Below are 21,591 nucleotides of genomic sequence, written 5' to 3' on the forward strand. Positions count from 1 at the left end.
GATGCGCTACTCCGTCATCTCCTTTGACCTCGACGGCACCTTGGTGGACACCGCCGCCGAGATCACCGAGGCCGTTAACCGCACGCTGGCCGAGTTTGGCGTGCCCCGCCAAGACGAAGCCCTCATCACCGGCTTCATCGGCCACGGGGCGCGGCACCTGATGCTGCGCCTGCTGGCCCACCTGCTGCTGCAGGAGCCCGCGCTGGCCGACCGCCTGCCGCCCGACGCGGTGCTGCAGCGCCTGGACCGCCACTACCAGGCCACCGCCGGGCGCCTGGCCCAGCCCTACGCCGGCGCCCGCGACACGCTCCAGGCCCTGCGCGGTGCAGGGGTGCGCGTGGCCTGCCTGACCAACAAGGAGCACCGCTTTGCCACCCTGGTGCTGCGCGCCTGCCGGCTGGACGACTGCCTGGACTACGTGGTGGGCGGTGACCTGCTGCCGCAGAAAAAGCCCGACCCCGCCGGCCTGCGCCATGTGCTGGGCGTGCTGGGCGGCCAGGCCCACCGCGCCGCCCACGTGGGCGACGCCGCCACCGATGTGGAAACCGCCCGCGCCGCGGGCGCCCAGGCCTGGGCCGTGCCCTGGGGCTACAACGGCGGCGAGTCCATCTTGCTGGCCAGGCCGCATCGGCTGTTCGACAGCCTGCCCGACATCGCCGAGCACGTGCTGGCCGCCAACCGCGCCGGTGGCTTTGCCCCGGCCATGGCCTGAACGCCATTTCCTTGTTCCAGAGATCCAGGACTTCTCCCATGACCCTCAAGATGGGCATCAACGGCTTCGGCCGCATCGGCCGCATGGTGTTCCGTGCCGCCGTGCAGAACTTCTCTGACGACATCGAGGTCGTCGCCATCAACGACCTGCTGGAGCCCGACTACCTGGCCTACCTGCTGAAGTACGACAGCGTGCACGGCCGCTTCCAGGGTGAGGTGGCCGTGGAGGGCCAGCACCTGGTGGTCAACGGCCGGCGCATCCGCCTGACGGCGCTGAAGAACCCGGCCGAGCTGGCCTGGGGCGAGGTGGGCGCCGACGTGGTGATCGAGTCCACCGGCCTGTTCCTGACCCAGGACACCGCGCAAAAGCACCTGGATGCGGGCGCCCAGAAGGTCATCCTCTCGGCCCCGTCCAAGGACGACACGCCCATGTTCGTCTACGGCGTCAACCATGATCGCTACGCCGGCCAGGCCATCATCAGCAACGCCAGCTGCACCACCAACTGTTTGGCGCCGGTGGCCAAGGTGCTCAATGACCGATTTGGCATCCGGCGCGGCCTGATGACCACGGTGCACGCCGCCACCGCCACGCAAAAGACCGTGGACGGCCCGAGCCACAAGGACTGGCGCGGCGGCCGTGGCATCCTGGAAAACATCATCCCGTCCTCCACCGGTGCCGCCAAGGCCGTGGGCGTGGTGCTGCCGGAGCTCAAGGGCAAGCTGACCGGCATGGCCTTTCGCGTGCCCACCAGCGATGTGTCGGTGGTGGACCTGACGGTGGAGCTGAACACCGCTGCCACCTACGCCGAGGTGTGCGCTGCCCTGCAGGCCGCCAGCCAGACCCCCATCGCCCAAGGCGGTATGCAGGGCGTGCTGGGCTACACCGAAGACAAGGTGGTGGCCACCGACTTCCGCGGTGAACCCTGCACCAGCGTGTTCGATGCTGAGGCGGGCCTTGCCCTAGACAGCACCTTCGTGAAGGTCGTGTCCTGGTACGACAACGAATGGGGCTACTCCAACAAATGCCTGGAGATGGCCCGCGTGGTTGGCCAAGACCTGCGCTGAGTCCAACCCCTTCCCTGACAAGCCCAAAACCCACCGGAGACTTTCCATGGCCCTCATCGCCCTGCGCCAACTGCTGGACCATGCCGCCGAGCATGGCTACGGCGTGCCCGCCTTCAACGTCAACAACCTGGAGCAGATCCAGGCCATCATGCAGGCCGCCCAGGCCACACAAAGCCCGGTCATCCTGCAGGCCAGCGCGGGTGCGCGCAGCTACGCGGGTGAGGCCTACCTGCGCCACATGGTGCTGGCCGCCATCGAGACCCACCCGGACATCCCCGTCTGCCTGCACCAAGACCACGGCGCCTCGCCGGCGGTGTGCATCCAGGCCATCCGCTCGGGCTTTTCCAGCGTGATGATGGACGGCTCGCTGCGTGAAGACGCCAAGACCCCGGCCTCCTACGACTACAACGTGGCCGTCACCGCCCAGGTCTGTGAGATGGCCCATGCCGTGGGCGTGAGTGTGGAGGGGGAGCTGGGCTGCCTGGGCTCGCTGGAAACCGGCGACGCCGGCGAGGAAGACGGCGTGGGCGCGGTGGGCCAGCTCAGCCATGAGCAAATGCTGACCGACCCGACCGAGGCCCGGGACTTTGTGGCCCGCACCGGCGTGGACGCCCTGGCCATTGCCATTGGCACCAGCCACGGCGCCTACAAGTTCACCCGCCCGCCCACTGCCGAGGTGCTGGCCATCGACCGCATCGCCCAGATCCATGCCGCCGTGCCCAACACCCACTTGGTGATGCACGGCAGCTCCAGCGTGCCGCAGGAATGGTTGGCCATCATTCGCCAATACGGCGGGGAGCTGAAGGAGACCTACGGCGTGCCGGTGGAGGAGATCGTGCGCGGCATCCGCAGCGGCGTGCGCAAGGTCAACATCGACACCGACATCCGCCTGGCCATGTTCGGCGCCATGCGCCAGCTGCTGGCCACCCAGCCCGGTGAGTTTGACCCGCGCAAGGCCCTGGCCGCCGCCCGCAAAGCCGCCCAGGGCATTTGCCAAGCGCGCTTCGAGGCCTTTGGCTGCGCCGGCCACGCCGCCCGCATCCGGCCGCTGGCGCTGGACGCCCTGGTGCCGCGCTACCGCTGACCCACATGGCCCGCACAGGAGAAGCCCATGACCCCCAAGGCCCTGCTCTGGGATGTGGACGGCACCCTTGCCGAGACCGAACGCGATGGCCACCGCGTCGCCTTCAACCTGGCCTTTGCCGATGCCGGCCTGCCCTGGGGCTGGGACGAGCGCCGCTATGGCGAGCTGCTGCACATCACCGGCGGGCGCGAGCGCCTGCTGGCCGACATGCTGCACCGCGCCGATGCCCCGCGCACCCCGGAGGCGCGCGAATCGCTGGCCCGTGCTTTGCACCACCGCAAGAACCAGCGTTATGCCGAGCTGGTGGCCGCTGGCGCCCTGCTGCCCCGCCCGGGGGTGCTGGACCTGATGCGCGAGGCCCGGGCCCAGGGCCTGCGCCAGGCCATCGTCACCACCACCAGCCGCCGCAATGTGCAAGCCCTGATGACCGAGCTGCTGGGCCGGCGCTGGGCCGACCGCTTTGAGGTGCTGGTGTGCGGCGAGGACGTGCGCGACAAGAAGCCCCACCCTGAGGCCTATCTGCTGGCGCTGCAGCGCCTGGGCTTGCCGCCGCTGGCCTGCCGCGCGCTGGAGGACTCGGGCCCCGGCCTGAGTGCCGCCCGTGCCGCCGGCATTCCGGTGTGGCTGCGGCCCAGCGTGTACTTCCCGGCGCCCCGGCCCGAGCGCCTGGCGCCGGTGTTCTCGCCCTTCTGCCAGCTCATCACCCGCGATGAGGACTTCACCTGGGAGCGCCTGCGCGCCGAGCGCGGCGCCTGGCAGCGTGCGGCTTGAGGCGCCGGTCGCGTCAGCCGCGCAGTCGGCTGCCGGCCGGCACACTGGCCAGCAGGAAGGTCATCTGGTCGGCCAGGATGCGGCGCCCGCGCAGGATCATGTCCTCATGCAGGCTGGGCACGTAGGGCAGAAAGAGCAGGCTCATGCGTGCCTCCTCGGGCAGGCGGTTGGCCTTGCGGTGGTTGCAGGCGCGGCAGGCGGTGATGCAGTTCATCCAGCTGTCGGCGCCGCCGCGTGAGGTGGGGACGATGTGCTCCCGCGTCAGGCCGTCGTGGCCGAAGCGCTGGCCGCAGTAGGCGCACAGGCACCGATCGCGCACGAACAGCTTGGGGTTGGTCAGGGCAGGCACCTGCCGGAACGCCCGCGAGGGCATGGCCCCGCGCACCGCGATGATGGGGTGCAGGCTCAGCCGCGAGGGCAGGCCGGTGGCGCGCTGCACACCGCCGCGCAGCACGTAGCAGGTCTCGCCCACGGTCCAGGCCACGCCGTCGCTGGCGTAGAGCACGGCGGCTTCCTTCACCGTGAGCCAAGCCTGTGGTCGACCCGAAACGTCCAGCTGCAGCACATCCATCGGCGCACCTCCAGACCCGCCCGGCGCCGACCACCGCCCCGCGATGGCCCGCTCCGGGCCGCCTTGCACCGTCAGGGCCCGCGCACCGGCTGGTGCGGACAGGATGACGGCCGGCACCACAGCATAGTCCTCCCGCATGACACCTGCCGCCGCGGGGGGCACTTCGTGGTGTGTTCACGGAGTTTGCTCGGGGTTTACCCTGGGATGCAAGCATTTGCCACCTGGCGGCCGTAAAAAGCCGTTTCCCCCTCTTGTGCAGCGGCTCGACTTGCCTTCAAAATAGAACGACCGTTCGTTTTATTAAAGCCGTGTCCAACACCACCGCTCCCCGTCGCACCAGCACCCGCAGCCTCCACAAGGGGCAGCAGACGCGCGCCACCATCCTGGAGGCCGCGCTGGGTCTGGCGGCCCACGTGGGCCTGGAAGGCCTGTCCATCGGCGCCATTGCCGAAGTCACCGGCATGAGCAAGTCCGGCGTGTTCGCCCACTTCGGCTCGCGCGAGGAGCTGCAGATCTCGGTGATCCGCGAGTACCACGCCAAGTTCGAGGAGGAAGTGTTCTTCCCCGCCATCCGCGAGCCCCGCGGCCTGGCGCGCCTGAACGCCCTGTTCGAGCACTGGATGAAGCGCGTGTCGGTGGAAATTGACTCCGGCTGCATCTACATCAGCGGCGCGGTGGAGTTCGACGACCGCCCCGGCCCCGTGCGCGACGCCCTGGCCGACATGGTCCGCAGCTGGCAGCTGGCCCTGGAGCGCGCCATCCGCCTGGCGGTGGAGACCGGCGAGCTGCGGGCCGACACCGACCCCGCCCAGTTCCTGTTCGAGGTGCACGGCCTGATCCTGGCCACGCACCACGACGCGCGATTCCTGCGCAACCCCGGCGCCATCGACCGCGCTCGGCGCGGCTTTGCCCGCATCGTCCAAGACCACCTGGCCTCGCCGGCGGCGCCCTCGCCGGTCCGGGCCTGAGCTGTCCGCCCCCGTTTCACCCCCCGCCCCCTCCCGGAGACCGCCATGCCCCAGTACAACCCCCCGCTGCGCGACATGCAATTCGTGCTGCACGAGCTGTTCAACGTTGTGGACACCTTCCGCACGCTGCCCGCCCATGCCGACATCGACGTGGACACCGTCAACGCGGTGCTGGAGGAGGGCGGCAAGTTCGCCGCGCAGGTGGTGGCCCCCATCAACCTGTCGGGCGACGCCGAAGGCTGTGCCCTGGACAAGACCACCCATGAGGTGACGCCGCCCAAGGGCTTCAAAGAGGCTTATGCCCAGTATGTGGAAGGCGGCTGGCCCGCGCTGAGCTGCGACCCGGCCTTTGGTGGCCAGGGCCTGCCGCACACCGTGAACCAGTGCTTCTACGAGATGCTCAACAGCGCCAACCAGGCCTGGACCATGTACCCCGGCCTGAGCCACGGTGCCTACGAGTGCCTGCACGCCCACGGCACCGACGCGCAGAAATCCACCTACCTGCCCAAGCTGACCAGCGGTGAGTGGACCGGCACCATGTGCCTGACCGAGCCGCACTGCGGCACCGACCTGGGCCTGCTGCGCACCAAGGCCGAACCGCAGGCCGATGGCACCTACAAGATCACCGGCGCCAAGATCTTCATCTCCGCCGGCGAGCACGACATGGTGGACAACATCATCCACCTGGTGCTGGCCCGCCTGCCGGACGCGCCGGCCGGCTCCAAGGGCATCAGCCTGTTCGTGGTGCCCAAGTTCCTGGTGAACGCCGATGGCAGCCTGGGTGCGCGCAACGGCATCTACTGCGGCGGCCTGGAGCACAAGATGGGCATCCACGCCAACGCCACCTGCCAGATGATCCTGGACGGCGCCGTGGGCACCCTGGTGGGCCAGCCCAACAAGGGCCTGGCCGCCATGTTCGTGATGATGAACGCCGCCCGCCTGGGCGTGGGCTGCCAAAGCCTGGGCCTGACCGAGGTGGCCTACCAGAACGCCGTGGCCTACGCCAAGGACCGCCTGCAGATGCGCGCCCTGTCCGGCGTGAAGGCGCCGGAGAAGGCGGCTGATCCCATCATCGTGCACCCCGATGTGCGCAAGATGCTGCTGACCGCCCGCGCCTACGCCGAAGGTGGCCGCGCCCTGTGCGTCTACACCGCCATGAAGCTGGACGTGGCCTTGAACGCCGCCGACGCCGACGAGCGCCAAGAGGCCGAGGACGAAGTGGCCCTGCTGACGCCCATCGTCAAGGCCTTCATCACCGACAACGGCTGGATTGCCACCAGCCATTGCATGCAGGTGTACGGCGGCCACGGCTTCATCCACGAGTGGGGCATGGAGCAGTACGTCCGTGACGCCCGCATCAACATGATCTACGAGGGCACCAACACCATCCAGAGCCTGGACCTGCTGGGCCGCAAGGTGCTGGGCGACAACGGCAAGAAGCTCAAGAAGCTGGGCAAGATGGTCGCCGCCTTTGTGGAAGAAGAGGGCGTGCGCGAGGACATGCAGGAGTTCATCAACCCGCTGGCCGACCTGGGCGAGAAGGTCACCAAGCTGACGATGGAAATCGGCATGAAGGCCATGGGCAACCCCGAAGAAGTGGGTTCGGCCGCCGTGGATTACCTGCGCGTGGTGGGCCATCTGGTCTACGCCTACCTGTGGGCCCGCATGGCCAAGGTGGCGCTGGACAAGCAAGACAGCGGCGACACCTTCTACACCGCCAAGCTGCACACCGCACGCTTTTACTTTGCCAAGCTGCTGCCCGAGACCGCCAGCCTGATCCGCACCGCCCGCGCCGGCGTGGCGCCGCTGATGGCCATGGACGAGGCCCTGTTCTGACACCGCGGCGCGCCATGAAACGCCACGTGCTGGCCGCCACCCTGGGGATGGCCTTGGGGACGGCCCTGGTCACGCCCACCTGGGCGCAGGTCCCCGGCCCGCTGAGTCCGGTGGGCCTGTGGAAAAGCATTGACGACGACTCCGGCCAGGAGAAGTCGCTGGTGCGCATCACCGAGGCCGGCGGTGTGGTGAGCGGGCGCATCGAGCGCCTGCTGGACCCCAGCGTCAAGCCCGGCGCGGTGTGCGAGAAATGCAGCGACGAGCGCAAGGGCCAGCCCGTGGTGGGGCTGCAAATCCTGCGCAACCTGCGCCAAGACGCCGGCGAGCCTGGCATCTGGACCGGCGGCGAGGTGCTGGACCCCGCCAACGGCAAGACCTACCGCACCCGCCTCAAGCCCGTGGACGGTGGCCGCAAGCTGGAGCTGCGCGGCTACATCGGCCCCTTCTACCGCACCCAGACCTGGCTGCGCGTGGAGTGAGCCCCGACCTCTCGACCGCCAAACCCTCGACCTTTCAGGAAGAACCCCCCATGAGTCGATTCAATGTCCGCAAGGTCGCCGTGCTCGGCGCCGGCGTGATGGGCGCGCAAATCGCCGCCCACCTGGTCAACGTCAACGTGCCGGTGGTGCTGTTTGACCTGCCCAATTCCAAAGAGGGCCCCAAGAGCGCCATCGCGCTCAAGGCCATCGAGAACCTCAAGAAGCTCAAGCCCGCGCCGCTGGGCACGCCCGAGCTGGCCGCGCGCATCCAGCCGGCCAATTACGAAGAGCACCTGGACCTGCTCAAGGACTGCGATCTGGTGATCGAGGCCATTGCCGAGCGCATGGACTGGAAGCTGGACCTCTACACCCGGGTGGCGCCGTTCATTGCGCCGCACGCCATCGTGGCGTCCAACACCTCGGGCCTGAGCATCTCCAAGCTGGGCGCGGTGCTGCCGGAAGACATCAAGCCGCGCTTTTGCGGCATCCACTTCTTCAACCCGCCGCGCTACATGGCCCTGGTGGAGTTGATCGCCACCCCGGCCACGCAGCCGCTGGTGCTGGACCAGCTGGAAGCCTTCGTCACCACCACGCTCGGTAAGGGTGTGGTGCGCGCCAAGGACACGCCCAACTTCATCGCCAACCGCGTGGGCATCGCCGGCATGCTGGCCACCATCCATGAGGCCAGCCAGTTTGGCCTGAGCGTGGACGTGGTGGACGACCTGACCGGCAAGAAGCTGGGCCGCGCCAGCAGCGGCACCTTCCGCACCGCCGATGTCGTGGGCCTGGACACCATGGCCCACGTCATCAAGACGCTGCAGGACAACCTGGGCCCCGAGCAGGCCAACGACCCCTTCTACCCCAGCTATGGCACCCCGCCGGTGCTGGCCGCGCTGATCGAGAAGGGCGCGCTGGGCCAGAAGGTGGGCGCCGGCTTCTACAAGAAGGAAGGCAAGGCCATCCTGCGCCTGGACCCGGCCACCGCCAGCTACGTGCCCGCCGGCAAGACGGCTGACCCGCTGGTGGAGCGCATCCTCAAGAAGCCCGCCGCCGAGCGCCTGAAGCTGCTGCGCGAAAGCAGCAACCCGCAGGCTCAGTTCGTGTGGGCCATCCTGCGCGACGCCTTCCACTATGTGGCCGTGCACTTGGCCGACATCGCCGACTCCGCCCGCGAGGTGGACTTCGCCATGCGCTGGGGCTTTGGCATGAAGCAAGGCCCCTTCGAGCTGTGGCAAGACGCCGGCTGGCTGCAGGTGGCCGAGTGGGTCAAGGCCGACATCGACGCTGGCAAGGCCCTGTGCGCCGCCCCGCTGCCCGCCTGGGTGTTTGAAGGCCCGGTGGCTGAAGCCGGCGGCGTGCACACCCCGGCCGGCTCCTGGAGCGCGGCCCAGAGCACCTTCGTGCCGCGCAGCAACTTGCCCGTCTACGCCCGCCAGCACTTCCCGGAGAGCGTGCTGGGCAGCGGCGCGGTGGACCCGCTCAAGAGCGGCACCGAGCTGTTCAAGAACGACGAAGTGCGCGTCTGGACCCTGGATGGTGAAGTCGTCATCGCCAGCATCACCGCCAAGCTGCACCTGATCAGCCCCACCGTCACCGAAGGCCTGCTCAAGGCCCTGGACATTGCCGAGGCCGGCTACCAGGGCCTGGTGATCTGGTCGCCCGATGATGTGTTCTCGGCCGGGGCCAACCTCGAAGCCCTGATGCCCGTCTTCATGAAGCACGGCGGCAAGGGCATTGCGCCGGAAGAGAAGAAGCTGCAGGACATGATGCTGCGCATGCGCTATGCGGCGGTGCCCACCGTGGCGGCGGTGCGTGGCATTGCCCTGGGCGGTGGCTGCGAGCTGGCGGTGCACTGCGCGCAGCGTGTGGTCGCCATGGAAAGTTATGTGGGCCTGGTGGAAGTGGGCGTGGGCCTGCTGCCCGGCGGTGGCGGCCTGACCTACATCGCCCGCCGTGCCGCTGAGCGCGCCCCGGCTGGCGCCGACCTGCTGCCCTTCCTGAAGGACGGCTTCCAGGCCGCTGCCATGGCCACCGTGGGCACCAGCGCGCTCGAATCACGCAAGCTGGGCTACGTGCTGGACAGCGACATCGTGGTGCCGCACAAGGACGAGCTGCTGTTCGTGGCCATCAGCCAGGCCAAGGCCCTGGCGGCCGCCGGCTGGCGCGCCCCGGCCAAAGCCCTGTTCCCGGTAGCCGGCCGCAACGCCAAGGCCACCATCCAGGCCTCTTTGGTGGGCATGCGTGACGGTGGCTTCATCAGCAAGCACGACTTTCACATCGCCAGCCTGATCGCCGACGTGGTGACGGGCGGTGATCTGGACGCCGGCACCCTGGTGACCGAGGACTACCTGCTGGCGCTGGAGCGCAAGCACTTCTGCAGCCTGCTGGACCACCCCAAGACCCAGGAACGGATCATGGGCATGCTCCAAACGGGTAAACCTGTCCGCAACTGATTGGCCTCCACACCAAGGAACACCGACATGAGCAAGCAAGTGCAAGAGGCCTACATCGTCGCGGCCAGCCGCACCCCCATCGGCAAGTCCGGCCGGGGCCATTTCCGCCACACCCGCTCGGACGATCTGCTGATCGCCGCGCTGCAAAGCGCGTTGGCGCAGGTGCCCACGCTGGACCCGGCGGCCATTGAAGACGCCATCATCGGCTGCAGCTTCCCCGAGGGCGAGCAGGGCATGAACATGGCGCGCATCGCCGTGGCCCTGGCCGGCCTGCCCAATGGCGTGGGTGGCGTCACCATCAACCGCTTCTGCGCCTCGGGCCTGACCGCCATCCAGATGGCCGCTGACCGCATCCGCGTGGGTGAGGCCGACGTGATGATCGCCGGCGGCGCCGAGTCCATGAGCCTGGTGCCCATGGGCGGCACCAAGCCCTCGTTCAACCCCCTGGTGTTCGCCAAGGACGAGAACGTGGGCATCGCCTACGGCATGGGCCTGACCGCCGAGAAGGTGGCCCAGCAGTGGAAGGTGAGCCGCGAAGACCAAGACGCCTTTGCCCTGGCCTCGCACCAAAAGGCCATCGCTGCCCAGCTGGCCGGCGAGTTCACCGACGAGATCTGCCCCGTCACCGTCACCGAGCGCACGCCCAACCTGGCCACCGGCGAGGTGAGCTTGAGCCAACGTGTCATCACCCTGGACGAAGGCCCGCGCCCCGACACCAGCCTCGAAGGCCTGGGCAAGCTGCGCCCGGTGTTCGCCTCGCCCAAGGACCCGACGGGCAAGGCCACCGGCATGGGCAGCGTGACCGCCGGCAACAGCTCGCAAACCAGCGACGGCGCGGGCGCGCTGATCCTGGCGTCTGAGAAGGCCGTCAAGCAGTTCGGCCTCAAGCCGTTGGCCCGGTTTGTCAGCTTCGCCAGCCGCGGTGTGCCGCCCGAGATCATGGGCATCGGCCCCATCGCCGCCATCCCGGCCGCGCTGGGCTACGCCGGCCTCAAGCAGGACGACCTGGGCTGGATCGAGCTGAACGAGGCGTTTGCCGCCCAGTCTCTGGCCGTCATCCGCGACCTGGGCCTGAACCCCGAAGTGATCAACCCGCTGGGCGGCGCCATTGCCCTGGGCCACCCGCTGGGCGCCACCGGCGCCATCCGCGCCGCCACCACCCTCCATGGCCTGCGCCGCCGCGGCCAGAAGTACGGCATGGTGACCATGTGCGTGGGCACCGGCCAGGGTGCTGCAGGGATCTTCGAGGCGCTGTGAGACCGGGGCCCGGCCGCGCCGGCGTGCGCGCGTCCGGGCGCCTTCCTCACCGTGACCCCACCGGTTCAAGGGCCTACCCGGCCCGTGAAACCAGGCGCCAGCCCTGTGCTCGGCGCCTGTCTCCGGGCCGCCCTGCCACCCGCGGGGCGGCCCCCTCCAACCGACTGGACCTTGGAGACCCCGGTGCAAGTGCCTGCCGCAGTCCCCACCTTGGCCACCGCCGGGCCCGACGCCCCGCCGGGTGCCCTGGCCGAAGCCCTGGCCCGCCAGCGTGCCGCCTACGTCGCCGATCCCGTCGCCGCCTGGCCGCAGCGGGCCGGCCGCCTGGTCCGCCTGCAGGCCCTGCTGCGCGAGGAGGGCGAGGCCCTGGCCACCGCGCTGGACGCCGACTACGGCGGCCGCAGCCGGGTCGAGACCGCCAACTACGAGCTGTTTCCCGCCCGCAAGGCGGTGCGCCACGCCCTGCGCCATGGCCGACGCTGGATGCGCCCGCGCCGCCCCTGGGCGGACTGGTGGGCGCTTCCCGGCCGCTGCGAGCTGCGGCCCCAGCCCCTGGGCGTGGTGGGTGTGGTGGCGCCGTGGAACTACCCGCTGCTGCTCACCGTCGGCCCGCTGATCGACGCGCTGGTGGCCGGCAACCGCGTCATGCTCAAGCTGCCCGAGCAGGTGCCGCAGTTCTCGGCCGCACTGGCTGCTGCCGTGGCGCGCCGCTTTGCACCCGATGAGGTGCTGGCCGTGCAGGGTGGGCCCGACGTGGCCGCCGCCTTCAGCGCCCTGGCCTTTGACCACCTGCTGTTCACCGGCTCCACGGCTGTGGGTCGCCGGGTCATGGCCGCCGCCAGCGCCCACCTCACCCCCGTCACGCTGGAGCTGGGCGGCAAGAGCCCCGCCATCGTGCTGGCCGATGCCGACCTGCCGCAGGCGGTCCACCGCCTGCTCTCAGGCAAGTTCGTCAACGCCGGACAGACCTGCATCGCCCCCGACACCGTGCTGGTCGATCTGCGCCTGCGGGACGCCTTTGTGGCCGAGGCCCAGCGCCAGGCCCACACCCTCTGGCCCGACCCCGCCCGGCACGCCGAGCACACCCGCGTGCTCAACCTTGCCCAGTGGTTGCGCCTGCAGGCCTGGCAGGACGAGGCCGAGGCCGCCGGGGCCCGTGCCGTGCCCCTGGGCGCGCCGTCCACCACCCCGCTGCCCGAGCGCCTGATGCGCCCCACACTGCTGCTGGACGCTCCCGACCACACCCGCGTCATGCAGGAAGAGGTCTTCGGCCCCCTGTTGCCCGTGGTGGCGGTGGACGGGCTGGAGGGCGCCATCGCCTGGGTCAACGCCCGACCCCGGCCGCTGGCGCTGTACCTCTTCACCGCCAGCGCCGCCGCCCGTGAGGCCGTGCTGACCCGCACCCACAGCGGAGGCGTCACCGTGGGCGACACCCTGCTGCACATCGGCCAGGAGAACCTGCCCTTTGGCGGCATTGGCGCCAGCGGCCTGGGCGCCTACCACGGCGAGGCGGGTTTTCGCACCTTCTCGCACTTCAAGCCCGTCTTCCACCAAAGCCGCTGGGCACTGACCCGCCATGTGGGCCCGCCACACGGTCCCCTCTCTGGCTGGCTGGCCGCGCTGGTCATGCGCCTGGGGGGCTGAACCCGGTCCGCCCTGTCATCCCTGCGCCAGCAACTGACACGACAAGCCGCTACCCTTGTTCCCTTAGACGCCGAGGACCTGCTGACATGAGCATCAAGACCGCCACCCTCCAGGGCGTGGCCACCCTGGAAATCGCCCGCCCCGAGAAGAAGAACGCCCTGACCCAGGCCATGTACACGGCCCTGGCGGACGGCCTGCGCGCGGCGGCTGCCGACCCGGCCGTGCGCGCCGTGCTCATCACCGGCCAGCCCGGCATCTTCAGCTCCGGCAACGACATCGAGGACTTCATGCAGCGCCCTGCGCTGCAGGGCGACTCGCCCGTGCTGCAGTTCATGAAGGCGCTGATGGACTGCGACAAGCCCGTGGTGGCGGCCGTCACCGGCGCGGCCGTGGGCATTGGCACCACGCTGCTGCTGCACTGCGACTTCGTCTACGTCAGCGACGAAGCCCGCCTGGCCATGCCTTTCGTTGGCCTGGGCCTGGTGCCCGAGTTCGGCTCCAGCCTGCTGGTGCCCCAACTCATGGGCCTGCGCAAGGGCGCCGAGAAGTTGCTGCTGGGCGACCCCTTCACCCCGGATGAGGCGGTGGAATGCGGCATCGCCAACGCCGTGCTGCCCGCTGGCGAAGTGGTGGCCCACGCCCGCCGCGTGGCCGAGCGCTTCAACCAGCTGCCGCCCGCGGCCGTGCGCGAGGCCAAGCGCCTGATGCGCGCCCCGCACAAGGAGCAGCTGCTGCACACCATCCTGACCGAGAGCCAGCTCTTCTCTGAGCGCCTGCGCAGCCCCGAGGCCACAGAGGCCTTCCAGGCCTTCTTCCAGAAGCGCAAGCCCGACTTCTCGTCGTTCAGCTGAGCACGGCACCCCGACCCACCGCCGGCCCGGCCTACGCCATGCTCCACGCCCTGAGCGACACGGCCTCCTGGCTGCCCAAGCTCCTGCTGGCCCCCTGGCTGTTGGTTCAGGGGCGCCAGGTGCGCCGCGACGCCCTGGTGCTGCCCGAGGCGGCCGGCCCCCGCGCCGGCCTGGCCGTGCCGGAGGACACCCAGGCCAGCGCCGCCGTGGAAACGCCGCCCCTGCTGCGCCTGCTGGTGGTGGGTGACTCCTCCGCCGCCGGCGTGGGCGTGGACCACCAGCACCAGGCCCTGGCCGAACCCCTGGCCAGCCGACTGGCTGCCGCCCTGGGTGGTCCCGTGGCCTGGCAACTCATCGCCACCACCGGCCACCGCGCCAGCCACGCCCGCCGCGCCCTGCAAAACGCCGTCCAGGCGGGCCGCCTGCAGCCGGCCGACGTCCTGGTCACCGCCCTGGGCGTCAACGACGTGGTCGCCCAAACCCGCCCGGCCGCCTTCTTGGCGGAACTGGATGCCCTGTGTGCCCTGGCCGCCCAGCACGCCGGCGTTCGCCACGTGCTGCACAGCGCCCTGCCACCCATGGGCCGCTTCCCCCTGCTGCCCCAGCCTTTGCGCTGGGCGCTGGGGCGTGACGCCCGTCGGTTGGACCATGCCCTGCGCCGCCACCTGGCTCGCCTGCCCCTCAGCAGTACCCCCCGCCGCCAGCACCTGCCCTTGCCGGAACTGCCGCCGCCTGTCCTTCCGGCAACCGCCGGTCTGCCAGGCCCCGCCGTCACCTCCGCCATCACCCGCACCGAAGGCAAACCCCCTGTCCCCCAGCCACCCGACTGGATGGCCCGCGACGGTTTCCACCCCGGTGCCACCGGCTACGCCGCCTGGGCGCAGGCACTGGCAGAGGCGGTGACGGGGGCCGGGTGGGGCGCTGCCTGCGGTGGGGCGCAGGAGCGGGCCCCGGCGTCAAGCCGCGCCAGGCGTTGACGCCCCCAGCCCACAACTCGGGCAATACCGGAAGAACACGTTCTTGCGGGTGCCGCAGCCGCAGCGGTCAAACAGGCGCAGGCCGCAATGCACGCAGAAGTCGGGGGGCACCTCGCCGGTGGTCAGGATGGGGCGCTCGCAGCCGGGGCAGAGCTGGGCGGCCATCTTCTTGAGGGCGTCGTCGTGGGTCAGGGCTTGGCGGCGCTCCGCCTCGCCGCGCTGTTCGGCCTGGGCGCGTTCCACCAGCCAGCGGCGCATGCGCTGCACGGCCCAGTGGCCGGCCAGGGCGGTGAGCACGATGCCGGCCACATAACGCACATAGCCGCCGTAGCTGGGCAGGTAGGGCACCAGTTCGACAAAGAAGGTGAAGACGGCGGTCAAGACCACCGCGCGCAGCAGGGGCCAGTAGGGGCTGGCGCGCTTCCTCAGCACCAGCCAGACGGCCACGGCCAGCAGGGGGCCGGCCAGGGCCAGCCGCAGCCCGAAGACACGCAGCTCCTGCCAGAGTTGGGCACGCTGGTACTGGCCTTGCGCCTGCGCCAGCAGGTCGGCCTCCTGGCGCTCGGCGCGTGCCTGGGCCTGTTGGGTGTCGAGCTGTCGCTGCCGGGCGGCTTCCAGGCGCTGTTCGGCCTGGCGTTCGGTGGCTTTGAGGGCGTCCAGTTCGCGGGTCCGGCGCAGCAGCTCGGGGTCGGTGCTGGGGTCACCACTGGCGCGCCGGTTGGCCAGCCAGTGCTCAAAGCTGGACCTGGCGCTGCGCGTGGCGTTGGCGGCGGCCTGCAAGGCCAGCCGGGCCTGGGGCTCTTCCTCGGCCAGGGCGTCGGCCTGGGCTCGCAGGTCCTGCTGGGCCTGTCGGGCTCCGGCCAGGCGCGGGCCGTCGGCGAATTGCTGCAAGGTGAGCGGGTTCTCCAGGCGCGGCAGGTCGGCGATGACCCGGCCGCCCAAGCCGATGAGGAAGCTGGCCAGCACGAGGGAGACCACCCACATCAGGCCGGTGAAGGCGCGTTCCGGCGAGCGCAGCAGTTTCAGCATGTCAGGTTCCGCGGTGGGGGCGCCGGCTGTGGCTCAAGGCTGCAGCAGGGCGCGCACGTAGTGGATGGGGGCGTGGTCGGAGAGGAGGCGGGTGGGGACTTGTGAGGCCAGCAGCGCAGCGGGCAGAAGTGCCAGTTCAGCCCCCCCAGTTCGCCGGAGGGCCTCAGCTCAGGCGGAAGCGCACGGTGGCCTGGTCGCGGACCTTCTGCGGCACGCTGCCCGCCAGGGCGATGGCCGCCCGGCCCGACAGCAGGCGCTGGAAGACGTCCTGCACCTGCCGGGCGTCCACCTCCTGCAGGCGCTGCAGTCCCTGCAGCGGATCGCGCAAGCGGCCGAAGATGAACAGGTCCTGCACGGCCGCTTCGAGCCGGCGGGCGGGCGCCTCCAGGCCGCGCAGGGCGCGCACCCACAGCTGCCTGCGGGCACGCTCCAGGTCCACGGCGGCGGGGCCGTCCTGCGCCAGGCGCGCCAGCAACTCGGCCACGGCCTGCAGGTACTCCGGCGCCTCCTTGGCCCCGGTGGCGGCTTCGATGATGAATTGGCCGGTCAGGGGCAGCACGTCGGCCGAGCAGGCCACGTAGTAGGCCAGGCCGCGGCGTTCGCGGATCTCGTCCAGCAGCGGGGAGCTCATGCCTTCGCCCAGCAGGGCGGCGGCCAGCACATCGGCGGCCACCGGGGCGCCGCGGGCCTCGTCGGCCAGGGCCGGGGCCTCAAAGCCCAGCACCACCTGGCATTGGGAGCTGCCGGCCAGGCGCTGCACCTTCAGGCCGCCGTGCCAGGCGGGGGCTTGCACCTGCGGTGCCTGGCCCGTGGGCATGTCGCCAAAGGCGCTCGCCACGTCCCGCTCAAAGGCCTTCCATTGCCGGGCGTTCAACGGGCCGGCCACCGCCAACACGGTGTGGCCGGCGCCGTACTGCCGGGCCACGTAGCGCTGCAGCTCGGCCCGGGTGAAGCGCTCGATGTTGCGGCGTTGGCCGATGATGGGGCGGCCCGCAGGGTGCTGCGGGCCGTAGCAGGCGCGGTCAAAGGCCTGGAAGGCCATGGCGGCGGGGTCCTCCTGCACCTCGGTCAGTTCATGCAGGATGACCTGTCGCTCGCGCTCCAGCTCGTCCTCCGGGAAGGTGCCGTGCAGCACGATGTCGGCCAGCAGGTCCACAAAGGCCGGGAGGTCCTGCGGCAAGCCTTCCAGGTGGAAGGCGGTGTGGTCCTTGTCGGTGTGGGCGTTGACCTCGGCGCCCAGGCGCTCGGCCTCCAGGTTGAGCTGCTGGCAGTTGCGCGTGGGCGTGCCTTTGAAGGCCATGTGCTCGACCACGTGGCTGATGCCGTTCTCACGGGTCGATTCATGCAGGCTGCCGGTGCGCACGAAGACGCTGAGTGCCACCGTCTGCCGCCAGGGCAGGGGCAGGCCCACGAGGCGCAGGCCGTTGGGCAGGGTGGAGAGCCAGGGGGCGGGCAGGGTGGGCAGGGCGGAATCGGTCGACAAGGTGCGTGGCGGCAGAGGAGAGGGAGGGGCGGGGGCGGTGAGGGCGTCGGGCGGCGCGGCATACCATGCCGGCGCCACAGGCGCCAGTGTCGCCCATCCGCCCGTGGGGCAGACCCGTGGTGGTCAAGGGGGCGGTGCGTCCCATGCCAGCCACGCCGGGTCTGCCCGCACCTGGTACCGCTCGGCCGGGAGTTCATGGCCCAAGCGCTGCAGGGCGCGGTGGGCGGTGTGGGCAAAGCGCCGGGCCTCGGCGGTGCTCCAGTCGGGGCCGGGTTGTGGCGGGGCGTCCCAGTCCAGCGACAGGTCGTGCCAGGCGATCAGGTGGTCGAGCAGGCGCTGGGTGTTGGCAGTCAGCGGCAGGTCGTGGTGGTCCACGGCCTCGCCGAGTGCGCCGGCGTCGTGGGGACCGGCGTGCGGGGCCCACAGGCAGATGCCGCTGCCGGCGTCAAAGGCCAGGTTCAGCAGGCGGGGGGGCACGCCGGACGGTGGCGGGACGGGTTCTTGGCGCATGGCACAAGTATGGCCACAGGCCTCGCTATAGTGTCAGTCAAATAGCGATATACGCCGGAGCGTCCGACGATGACACTGCTGCGCCGGGTCCTGCAGGCCTTGGGGGCCATGGCACTGCTGCTGGGGGTCTGCGCCCAGGCGGCCCCCCTCACCGTGGCCGCGGCGGCGGACCTCAAGTTCGCCATGGAGGAGGTTGTCGAGGCCTTCAAGGCCCGGCAGCCGGGGGCGGAGGTGGCGGTGGTCTATGGCTCCTCGGGCAAGTTTCACACCCAGATCCAGCAGGGGGCGCCCTACGACCTGTTCTTCTCGGCCGACATCGCGCTGCCGCAGTCACTGGCCCGCGCGGGCCTGGCGGCCTCGCCGGTGCGGCCCTATGCCGTGGGCCGGCTGGTGCTGTGGAGCGCCACCCGTGATGCCCGCGGCATGACCTTGGCCAGCCTGGCCGATCCTTCGATCACGCGTGTGGCCATCGCCAATCCGCGCCACGCGCCATATGGCCAGCGCGCCGAGGAGGCGCTGCGCGCTGCCGGCGTGTGGGAACAGGTGGCCCCCAAGCTGGTCTACGGCGAGAACATCGCCCAGGCCGCACAGTTTGTGCAGACGGGCAATGCCCAGGTGGGCGTGATCGCCCAGTCCCTGGCGCTCCATCCCGAGCTGCAGGCCCGCGGCGGCCATGCCCTGGTGCCCGAGGCGCTGCACAGTCCCCTGGCGCAGGGTTTCATCATCACGCGGCGTGGGCAGGACCATCCGTTGGCGGTCCGCTTGGCCGAGTTCATGCAGACGCCCGTGGCCCGTGGCCTGATGCTGAAATACGGCTTTGCGCTGCCGGGCGAAGCCGCCCGTTGAGCGTGCCGCCCGCCACCGTGTCCTGACGCCTGCCGCGTTGCCTCCGCCATGCCCGCACTCAGTCCCGCCGACCTGCAGGCCCTGTGGCTCACCGCCCGGCTGGCGGGCACCGTCACCCTGATCCTGCTGGTGCTGGGCACGCCCATCGCTTGGTGGCTGGCCCGCAGCCGTGCCCGCTGGAAGGGTGTGGTGGGCGCGGTGGTGGCCCTGCCGCTGGTGCTGCCACCGTCGGTGCTGGGCTTCTACCTGCTGCTGGCCCTGGGGCCGCAGGGGCCGGTGGGCCGCGTGGTGCAGGACCTGGGGTTGGCCCCGCTGCCCTTCACCTTCTGGGGCCTGGTGGTCGCCTCGGTGCTGTATTCGCTGCCCTTCATGGTGCAGCCGCTGCAGGCGGCCTTCGAGGCGGTGGGTGACCGGCCGCTGGAGGTGGCCGCCACCCTGCGGGCTTCGCCGCTGGACGCCTTCTTCACCGTGGCCGTGCCCCTGGCCCTGCCCGGCTTTCTGACCGCGGCCACGCTCACCTTCGCCCACACCGTGGGCGAGTTCGGCGTGGTGCTGATGATTGGCGGCAACCTGCCCGGGCAGACCCGCGTGGCCTCGGTCCAGATCTACGACCATGTGGAGGCGCTGGACTACGCTCAGGCCCATCATCTCTCCGGCGTGCTGCTGCTGTTTTCCTTCGTGGTGCTGCTGGCGCTTTACGCGTGGCGGCCCGGCCGTCGTGTGCGGGGCTGAGGCCATGACAGCCCCGGGCCCCCTCTTGGCGCGGTTTGGCCTGTCCTGGCCGGGGTTTTCGCTTGACGTGGACCTCACCCTGCCGGGACAGGGCGTCACGGCCCTGTTCGGCCCGTCCGGTTCTGGCAAGACCACGCTGCTGCGCTGCATCGCCGGCCTGGAGCGACCGGCCCAGGGCCGGCTGGTGGTGCAAGGCCAGACCTGGCAAGACGGGCGGCTGTGGGTGCCGCCCCATCGCCGGCCCATTGGCTATGTGTTCCAGGAGGCCAGCCTGTTCGCTCACCTCAGCGTGCTGGGCAACCTGCGCTACGGCCTGCGCCGCAGCGGCCTGGACGGCAGCCCGCAGGCCACGCAGCGGCTGGAGCAGGCCATCGGCCTGCTGGGCATCGGCCACCTGCTGGAGCGTCGGCCCGACCGGCTGTCCGGCGGCGAGCGCCAGCGCGTGGGCATCGCCCGCGCCCTGGCCGTCTGCCCCCGCCTGATGCTGCTGGACGAACCACTGGCCGCGCTGGACCAGCGCCGCAAGGAGGAGATCCTGCCCTACCTGGAGCGCCTGCACCGTGAGTTGGACATCCCCATGCTCTACGTCACCCATGCGCCACAGGAAATGGCGCGCCTGGCCGACCATGTGGTGTTGCTGGAACAGGGGCGCGTGGTGCAGTCCGGACCGGTGGCTGACACCCTGAGCCGGCTGGACCTGCGCCTGGGCGAGGAGCAGGGCGCGGTGGTGGAGGCGGTGGTGGACGCGCTGGACCCGGAGTGGCACCTGGTGCGCGTGGCCTTTGACGGCGGCCAACTCTGGACCCGCGACCCGGGTGCCACCCTGGGCCAGCGGGTGCGGGTGCGGGTGCTGGCCCGTGACGTGAGCCTGGCCCGCCATCCACCGGGCGCCAGCAGCATCCAGAACCTGCTGCCGGCCCAGGTGGTGGAGCTGGCGCAGGACGAGCATCCCGGCCTGGCCCTGGTGCGCCTGCGCCTGGGGAACAGCCACCTGGTGGCCCGGCTGACCCGCCGCGCGGCGGCCGAGCTGGGCATTGCCGTGGGCCAGCCGGTCTGGGCGCAGGTCAAGTCGGTGGCGCTGATGCGCTGAGGCCTCAGCGCCGGGCCACCACGTCCAGCATGAAGCGCCGGGCCTGCGCCTGGGCGTAGCTCAGGGGGCGCAGGGCAGGGGCCGGACGGCGGTTGAGCAGCCAGCGGTAGTCGTTGCCCAGGTCGTGCAGCTGCAGGCCAGCGGCCTCCAGCAGCCCCAGGGCGCGGTGGTGGTGCGGGGCCTTGAGCTCCAGCGCCAGGGTCAGGCGCGGGTGGGTGCAGAGGTCCAGCAGCTCGGGCAGCACGCGGTGCTCGGCCCCTTCAATGTCGAGCTTGAGGAAACTCACCTGGGGCGCCAGCGGGCCCAGCAGCTCACCCAATTGGCGGGCCGGCACCTGCACCGTGCGCCAGTGGCGCTGACCCATGAGCCAGCCGTCCAGCTCGCGGCGGCTGGGCGGGGCCAGGCGGCAGTGCATGTCGTTGCGGGCATGCACATGAAAGGCGCAGCTGCCGCCGCGCGCGCCCTCAGCATCGGTCACCGCGGCATGCACCAGCTGCACCTGGGGTGACAGGGCGGGGTTGGCCGCCAGATTGGCCTGCAGCCGGCGCACATTGCCCGGCGCAGCCTCCACCGCCAGCACCCGGCCCTGCGGACCGACCTGCCGCGCCAGCAGCAGGCTGAAGTAGCCGGCGTTGGCCCCCAGGTCCACCGCCACATCGCCGGCCTGCACCTGCGCCTGGATGAAGCGGGTGAGCCCGGGCTCGAACAGGCCGCGGTAGGCCACGATACGGTTGAGCATGCCGGCCCGGGGGCCGCCGGCCAGCGCGAAGCCGGCCTCGCAGTGCACCGGACTGGCCGGGTCGGGGCGCAGCGGGCCCCATTCCTGCAACGCCAACCCACCCGCCACCAGCGGAGCCTTGAGCGGGTCCAGCCAGGCGGGCAGACGGGTGAGGCCCTGCAGCGTGCGCTGCAGGCGCGGGGAGGGCAGGCCGGGCCCGCGCACCGCGCGGTCAGCCCTTGGACTTGGCGGCCAGGGCGGCGGCCAGGGCGCTGGCCATGGCCGAGGGGGTGGCGGTCTGCTGGCTCACGCTGCGGGGGCGGTTGTCGCCTCCGCGGTCGTCACGGCGTTCGCCGCTGCGCGGTTCGCGGTCGTCGCGGCGGGGCGGCCGGTCGCCGCGCGGCTCGCCACGGCGGTCCGGGGCGCCGCCGTCGCGGCGCGGGCCGCGGTCGGTGCGCTCGCCCCGTTCGGGCCGGTCAGCGCGGGCGGGGCGATCACCGCCCTGGCGGGGCGGGC

General features: G+C 70.9%; 20 protein-coding genes and 1 pseudogene. 15 read left to right on the top strand and 6 right to left on the bottom strand.

Translation table 11 applies throughout. The features are described from left to right. The first annotated feature begins 1 nt into the window (after position 1). From G3A44_RS20370 to G3A44_RS20385, 4 genes are read left to right on the top strand one after another with little or no spacing between them, the layout of a single operon-like run. A complete protein-coding gene (locus tag G3A44_RS20370) occupies positions 2-712 on the top strand; it encodes an HAD-IA family hydrolase (RefSeq protein ID WP_163459592.1) in 711 nt (236 codons plus the stop codon). Positions 713-750: 38 nt separating this feature from the next. Next, entirely contained in the window at positions 751-1,776 is a 1,026-nt protein-coding gene (gap, locus tag G3A44_RS20375; RefSeq protein WP_163459593.1) for a type I glyceraldehyde-3-phosphate dehydrogenase, read from the top strand. Positions 1,777-1,822: 46 nt separating this feature from the next. Further along, the gene (gene fba / locus G3A44_RS20380) at positions 1,823-2,860 is read left to right on the top strand and encodes a class II fructose-bisphosphate aldolase (RefSeq protein WP_163459594.1); all 1,038 of its coding nucleotides are present in this window, start codon (positions 1,823-1,825) and stop codon (positions 2,858-2,860) included. A 27-nt stretch (positions 2,861-2,887) separates the two neighbouring features. Next, complete coding sequence (locus G3A44_RS20385; RefSeq protein WP_163459595.1) at positions 2,888-3,631, top strand: HAD-IA family hydrolase; 744 nt, start codon at positions 2,888-2,890, stop codon at positions 3,629-3,631. 13 nt (positions 3,632-3,644) lie between these two features. Here G3A44_RS20385 and G3A44_RS20390 read toward each other — a convergent pair whose 3' ends face one another. Beyond that, a complete protein-coding gene (locus G3A44_RS20390; protein WP_163459596.1) occupies positions 3,645-4,202 on the bottom strand; it encodes an HNH endonuclease in 558 nt (185 codons plus the stop codon). Positions 4,203-4,510: 308 nt separating this feature from the next. On the opposite strand from G3A44_RS20390, the gene G3A44_RS20395 reads away from it, so the two are divergent. The 8 genes from G3A44_RS20395 (at position 4,511) to G3A44_RS20430 (ending at position 14,667) form a co-directional block, all read left to right on the top strand. Beyond that, positions 4,511-5,170 (top strand): TetR/AcrR family transcriptional regulator, encoded by a 660-nt coding sequence (locus tag G3A44_RS20395; protein WP_163459597.1) that lies wholly within the window; start codon positions 4,511-4,513, stop codon positions 5,168-5,170. Between the two features lie 45 nt (positions 5,171-5,215). Next, on the top strand, positions 5,216-7,006 hold the full coding sequence (locus tag G3A44_RS20400) for an acyl-CoA dehydrogenase C-terminal domain-containing protein (protein WP_163459598.1): 1,791 nt from the start codon (positions 5,216-5,218) through the stop codon (positions 7,004-7,006). Positions 7,007-7,020: 14 nt separating this feature from the next. Further along, positions 7,021-7,485 (top strand): DUF2147 domain-containing protein, encoded by a 465-nt coding sequence (locus G3A44_RS20405; protein ID WP_163459599.1) that lies wholly within the window; start codon positions 7,021-7,023, stop codon positions 7,483-7,485. Positions 7,486-7,535: 50 nt separating this feature from the next. Then, positions 7,536-9,938 carry a 3-hydroxyacyl-CoA dehydrogenase NAD-binding domain-containing protein gene (locus G3A44_RS20410; RefSeq protein WP_163459600.1) on the top strand — a complete coding sequence of 801 codons (2,403 nt, stop codon included), beginning with the start codon at positions 7,536-7,538 and terminating at the stop codon, positions 9,936-9,938. A 27-nt stretch (positions 9,939-9,965) separates the two neighbouring features. Then, positions 9,966-11,195 carry an acetyl-CoA C-acyltransferase gene (locus G3A44_RS20415; RefSeq protein ID WP_163459601.1) on the top strand — a complete coding sequence of 410 codons (1,230 nt, stop codon included), beginning with the start codon at positions 9,966-9,968 and terminating at the stop codon, positions 11,193-11,195. Positions 11,196-11,378: 183 nt separating this feature from the next. Further along, complete coding sequence (locus tag G3A44_RS20420) at positions 11,379-12,839, top strand: aldehyde dehydrogenase family protein (RefSeq protein WP_163459602.1); 1,461 nt, start codon at positions 11,379-11,381, stop codon at positions 12,837-12,839. Positions 12,840-12,925: 86 nt separating this feature from the next. Next, positions 12,926-13,690 (top strand): enoyl-CoA hydratase-related protein, encoded by a 765-nt coding sequence (locus tag G3A44_RS20425; RefSeq protein WP_163459603.1) that lies wholly within the window; start codon positions 12,926-12,928, stop codon positions 13,688-13,690. A 38-nt stretch (positions 13,691-13,728) separates the two neighbouring features. Further along, positions 13,729-14,667: an SGNH/GDSL hydrolase family protein gene (locus G3A44_RS20430; RefSeq protein WP_163459604.1), complete on the top strand. Its 939-nt coding sequence runs from the start codon at positions 13,729-13,731 to the stop codon at positions 14,665-14,667. On the opposite strand, the gene G3A44_RS20435 is transcribed toward G3A44_RS20430, so the two are convergent. From G3A44_RS20435 to G3A44_RS20445, 3 genes are all read right to left on the bottom strand, one after another. Beyond that, on the bottom strand, positions 14,647-15,696 hold the full coding sequence (locus G3A44_RS20435; protein WP_163459605.1) for a zinc ribbon domain-containing protein: 1,050 nt from the start codon (positions 15,694-15,696) through the stop codon (positions 14,647-14,649). The genes G3A44_RS20430 and G3A44_RS20435 overlap by 21 nt on opposite strands. Before the next feature lie 163 nt (positions 15,697-15,859). Next, positions 15,860-17,179, bottom strand: a complete 1,320-nt coding sequence (locus G3A44_RS20440; RefSeq protein WP_259373023.1) for a M16 family metallopeptidase — start codon at positions 17,177-17,179, stop codon at positions 15,860-15,862. Positions 17,180-17,302: 123 nt separating this feature from the next. Then, positions 17,303-17,689: a hypothetical protein gene (locus tag G3A44_RS20445; RefSeq protein WP_163459606.1), complete on the bottom strand. Its 387-nt coding sequence runs from the start codon at positions 17,687-17,689 to the stop codon at positions 17,303-17,305. Between the two features lie 69 nt (positions 17,690-17,758). Between G3A44_RS20445 and modA the strand changes: the two genes are divergently transcribed. The 3 genes from modA to modC are packed head-to-tail and all read left to right on the top strand — an operon-like array spanning position 17,759 to position 20,357. Continuing rightward, positions 17,759-18,535 (top strand): molybdate ABC transporter substrate-binding protein, encoded by a 777-nt coding sequence (modA, locus tag G3A44_RS20450; protein WP_163459607.1) that lies wholly within the window; start codon positions 17,759-17,761, stop codon positions 18,533-18,535. Between the two features lie 48 nt (positions 18,536-18,583). Further along, positions 18,584-19,267, top strand: a complete 684-nt coding sequence (gene modB, locus G3A44_RS20455) for a molybdate ABC transporter permease subunit (protein ID WP_163459608.1) — start codon at positions 18,584-18,586, stop codon at positions 19,265-19,267. A 4-nt stretch (positions 19,268-19,271) separates the two neighbouring features. After that, positions 19,272-20,357, top strand: a complete 1,086-nt coding sequence (modC, locus tag G3A44_RS20460; RefSeq protein ID WP_163459609.1) for a molybdenum ABC transporter ATP-binding protein — start codon at positions 19,272-19,274, stop codon at positions 20,355-20,357. A gap of 4 nt (positions 20,358-20,361) precedes the next feature. Here the strand turns inward: modC and G3A44_RS20465 are convergent, their stop codons facing one another. After that, entirely contained in the window at positions 20,362-21,300 is a 939-nt protein-coding gene (locus G3A44_RS20465; protein ID WP_163459610.1) for an FkbM family methyltransferase, read from the bottom strand. Between the two features lie 7 nt (positions 21,301-21,307). Continuing rightward, positions 21,308-21,591 (bottom strand): annotated as a pseudogene (locus tag G3A44_RS20470) (hypothetical protein); the annotation flags it as partial.

It is taken from the genome of Ideonella livida (genome assembly GCF_010499455.1).
Lineage (GTDB): Bacteria > Pseudomonadota > Gammaproteobacteria > Burkholderiales > Burkholderiaceae_C > Ideonella > Ideonella livida.

What these genes read in the sequence shown, in the direction of transcription:
- G3A44_RS20370 (WP_163459592.1), top strand. Translation starts at nt 2, where the DNA reads ATGCGCTACTCCGTCATCTCCTTTGACCTCGACGGCACCTTGGTGGAC.
- gap (WP_163459593.1), top strand. Translation starts at nt 751, where the DNA reads ATGACCCTCAAGATGGGCATCAACGGCTTCGGCCGCATCGGCCGCATG.
- fba (WP_163459594.1), top strand. Translation starts at nt 1,823, where the DNA reads ATGGCCCTCATCGCCCTGCGCCAACTGCTGGACCATGCCGCCGAGCAT.
- G3A44_RS20385 (WP_163459595.1), top strand. Translation starts at nt 2,888, where the DNA reads ATGACCCCCAAGGCCCTGCTCTGGGATGTGGACGGCACCCTTGCCGAG.
- G3A44_RS20390 (WP_163459596.1), bottom strand. Translation starts at nt 4,202, where the DNA reads ATGGATGTGCTGCAGCTGGACGTTTCGGGTCGACCACAGGCTTGGCTC.
- G3A44_RS20400 (WP_163459598.1), top strand. Translation starts at nt 5,216, where the DNA reads ATGCCCCAGTACAACCCCCCGCTGCGCGACATGCAATTCGTGCTGCAC.
- G3A44_RS20405 (WP_163459599.1), top strand. Translation starts at nt 7,021, where the DNA reads ATGAAACGCCACGTGCTGGCCGCCACCCTGGGGATGGCCTTGGGGACG.
- G3A44_RS20410 (WP_163459600.1), top strand. Translation starts at nt 7,536, where the DNA reads ATGAGTCGATTCAATGTCCGCAAGGTCGCCGTGCTCGGCGCCGGCGTG.
- G3A44_RS20415 (WP_163459601.1), top strand. Translation starts at nt 9,966, where the DNA reads ATGAGCAAGCAAGTGCAAGAGGCCTACATCGTCGCGGCCAGCCGCACC.
- G3A44_RS20425 (WP_163459603.1), top strand. Translation starts at nt 12,926, where the DNA reads ATGAGCATCAAGACCGCCACCCTCCAGGGCGTGGCCACCCTGGAAATC.
- G3A44_RS20430 (WP_163459604.1), top strand. Translation starts at nt 13,729, where the DNA reads ATGCTCCACGCCCTGAGCGACACGGCCTCCTGGCTGCCCAAGCTCCTG.
- G3A44_RS20435 (WP_163459605.1), bottom strand. Translation starts at nt 15,696, where the DNA reads ATGCTGAAACTGCTGCGCTCGCCGGAACGCGCCTTCACCGGCCTGATG.
- G3A44_RS20445 (WP_163459606.1), bottom strand. Translation starts at nt 17,689, where the DNA reads ATGCGCCAAGAACCCGTCCCGCCACCGTCCGGCGTGCCCCCCCGCCTG.
- modA (WP_163459607.1), top strand. Translation starts at nt 17,759, where the DNA reads ATGACACTGCTGCGCCGGGTCCTGCAGGCCTTGGGGGCCATGGCACTG.
- modB (WP_163459608.1), top strand. Translation starts at nt 18,584, where the DNA reads ATGCCCGCACTCAGTCCCGCCGACCTGCAGGCCCTGTGGCTCACCGCC.
- modC (WP_163459609.1), top strand. Translation starts at nt 19,272, where the DNA reads ATGACAGCCCCGGGCCCCCTCTTGGCGCGGTTTGGCCTGTCCTGGCCG.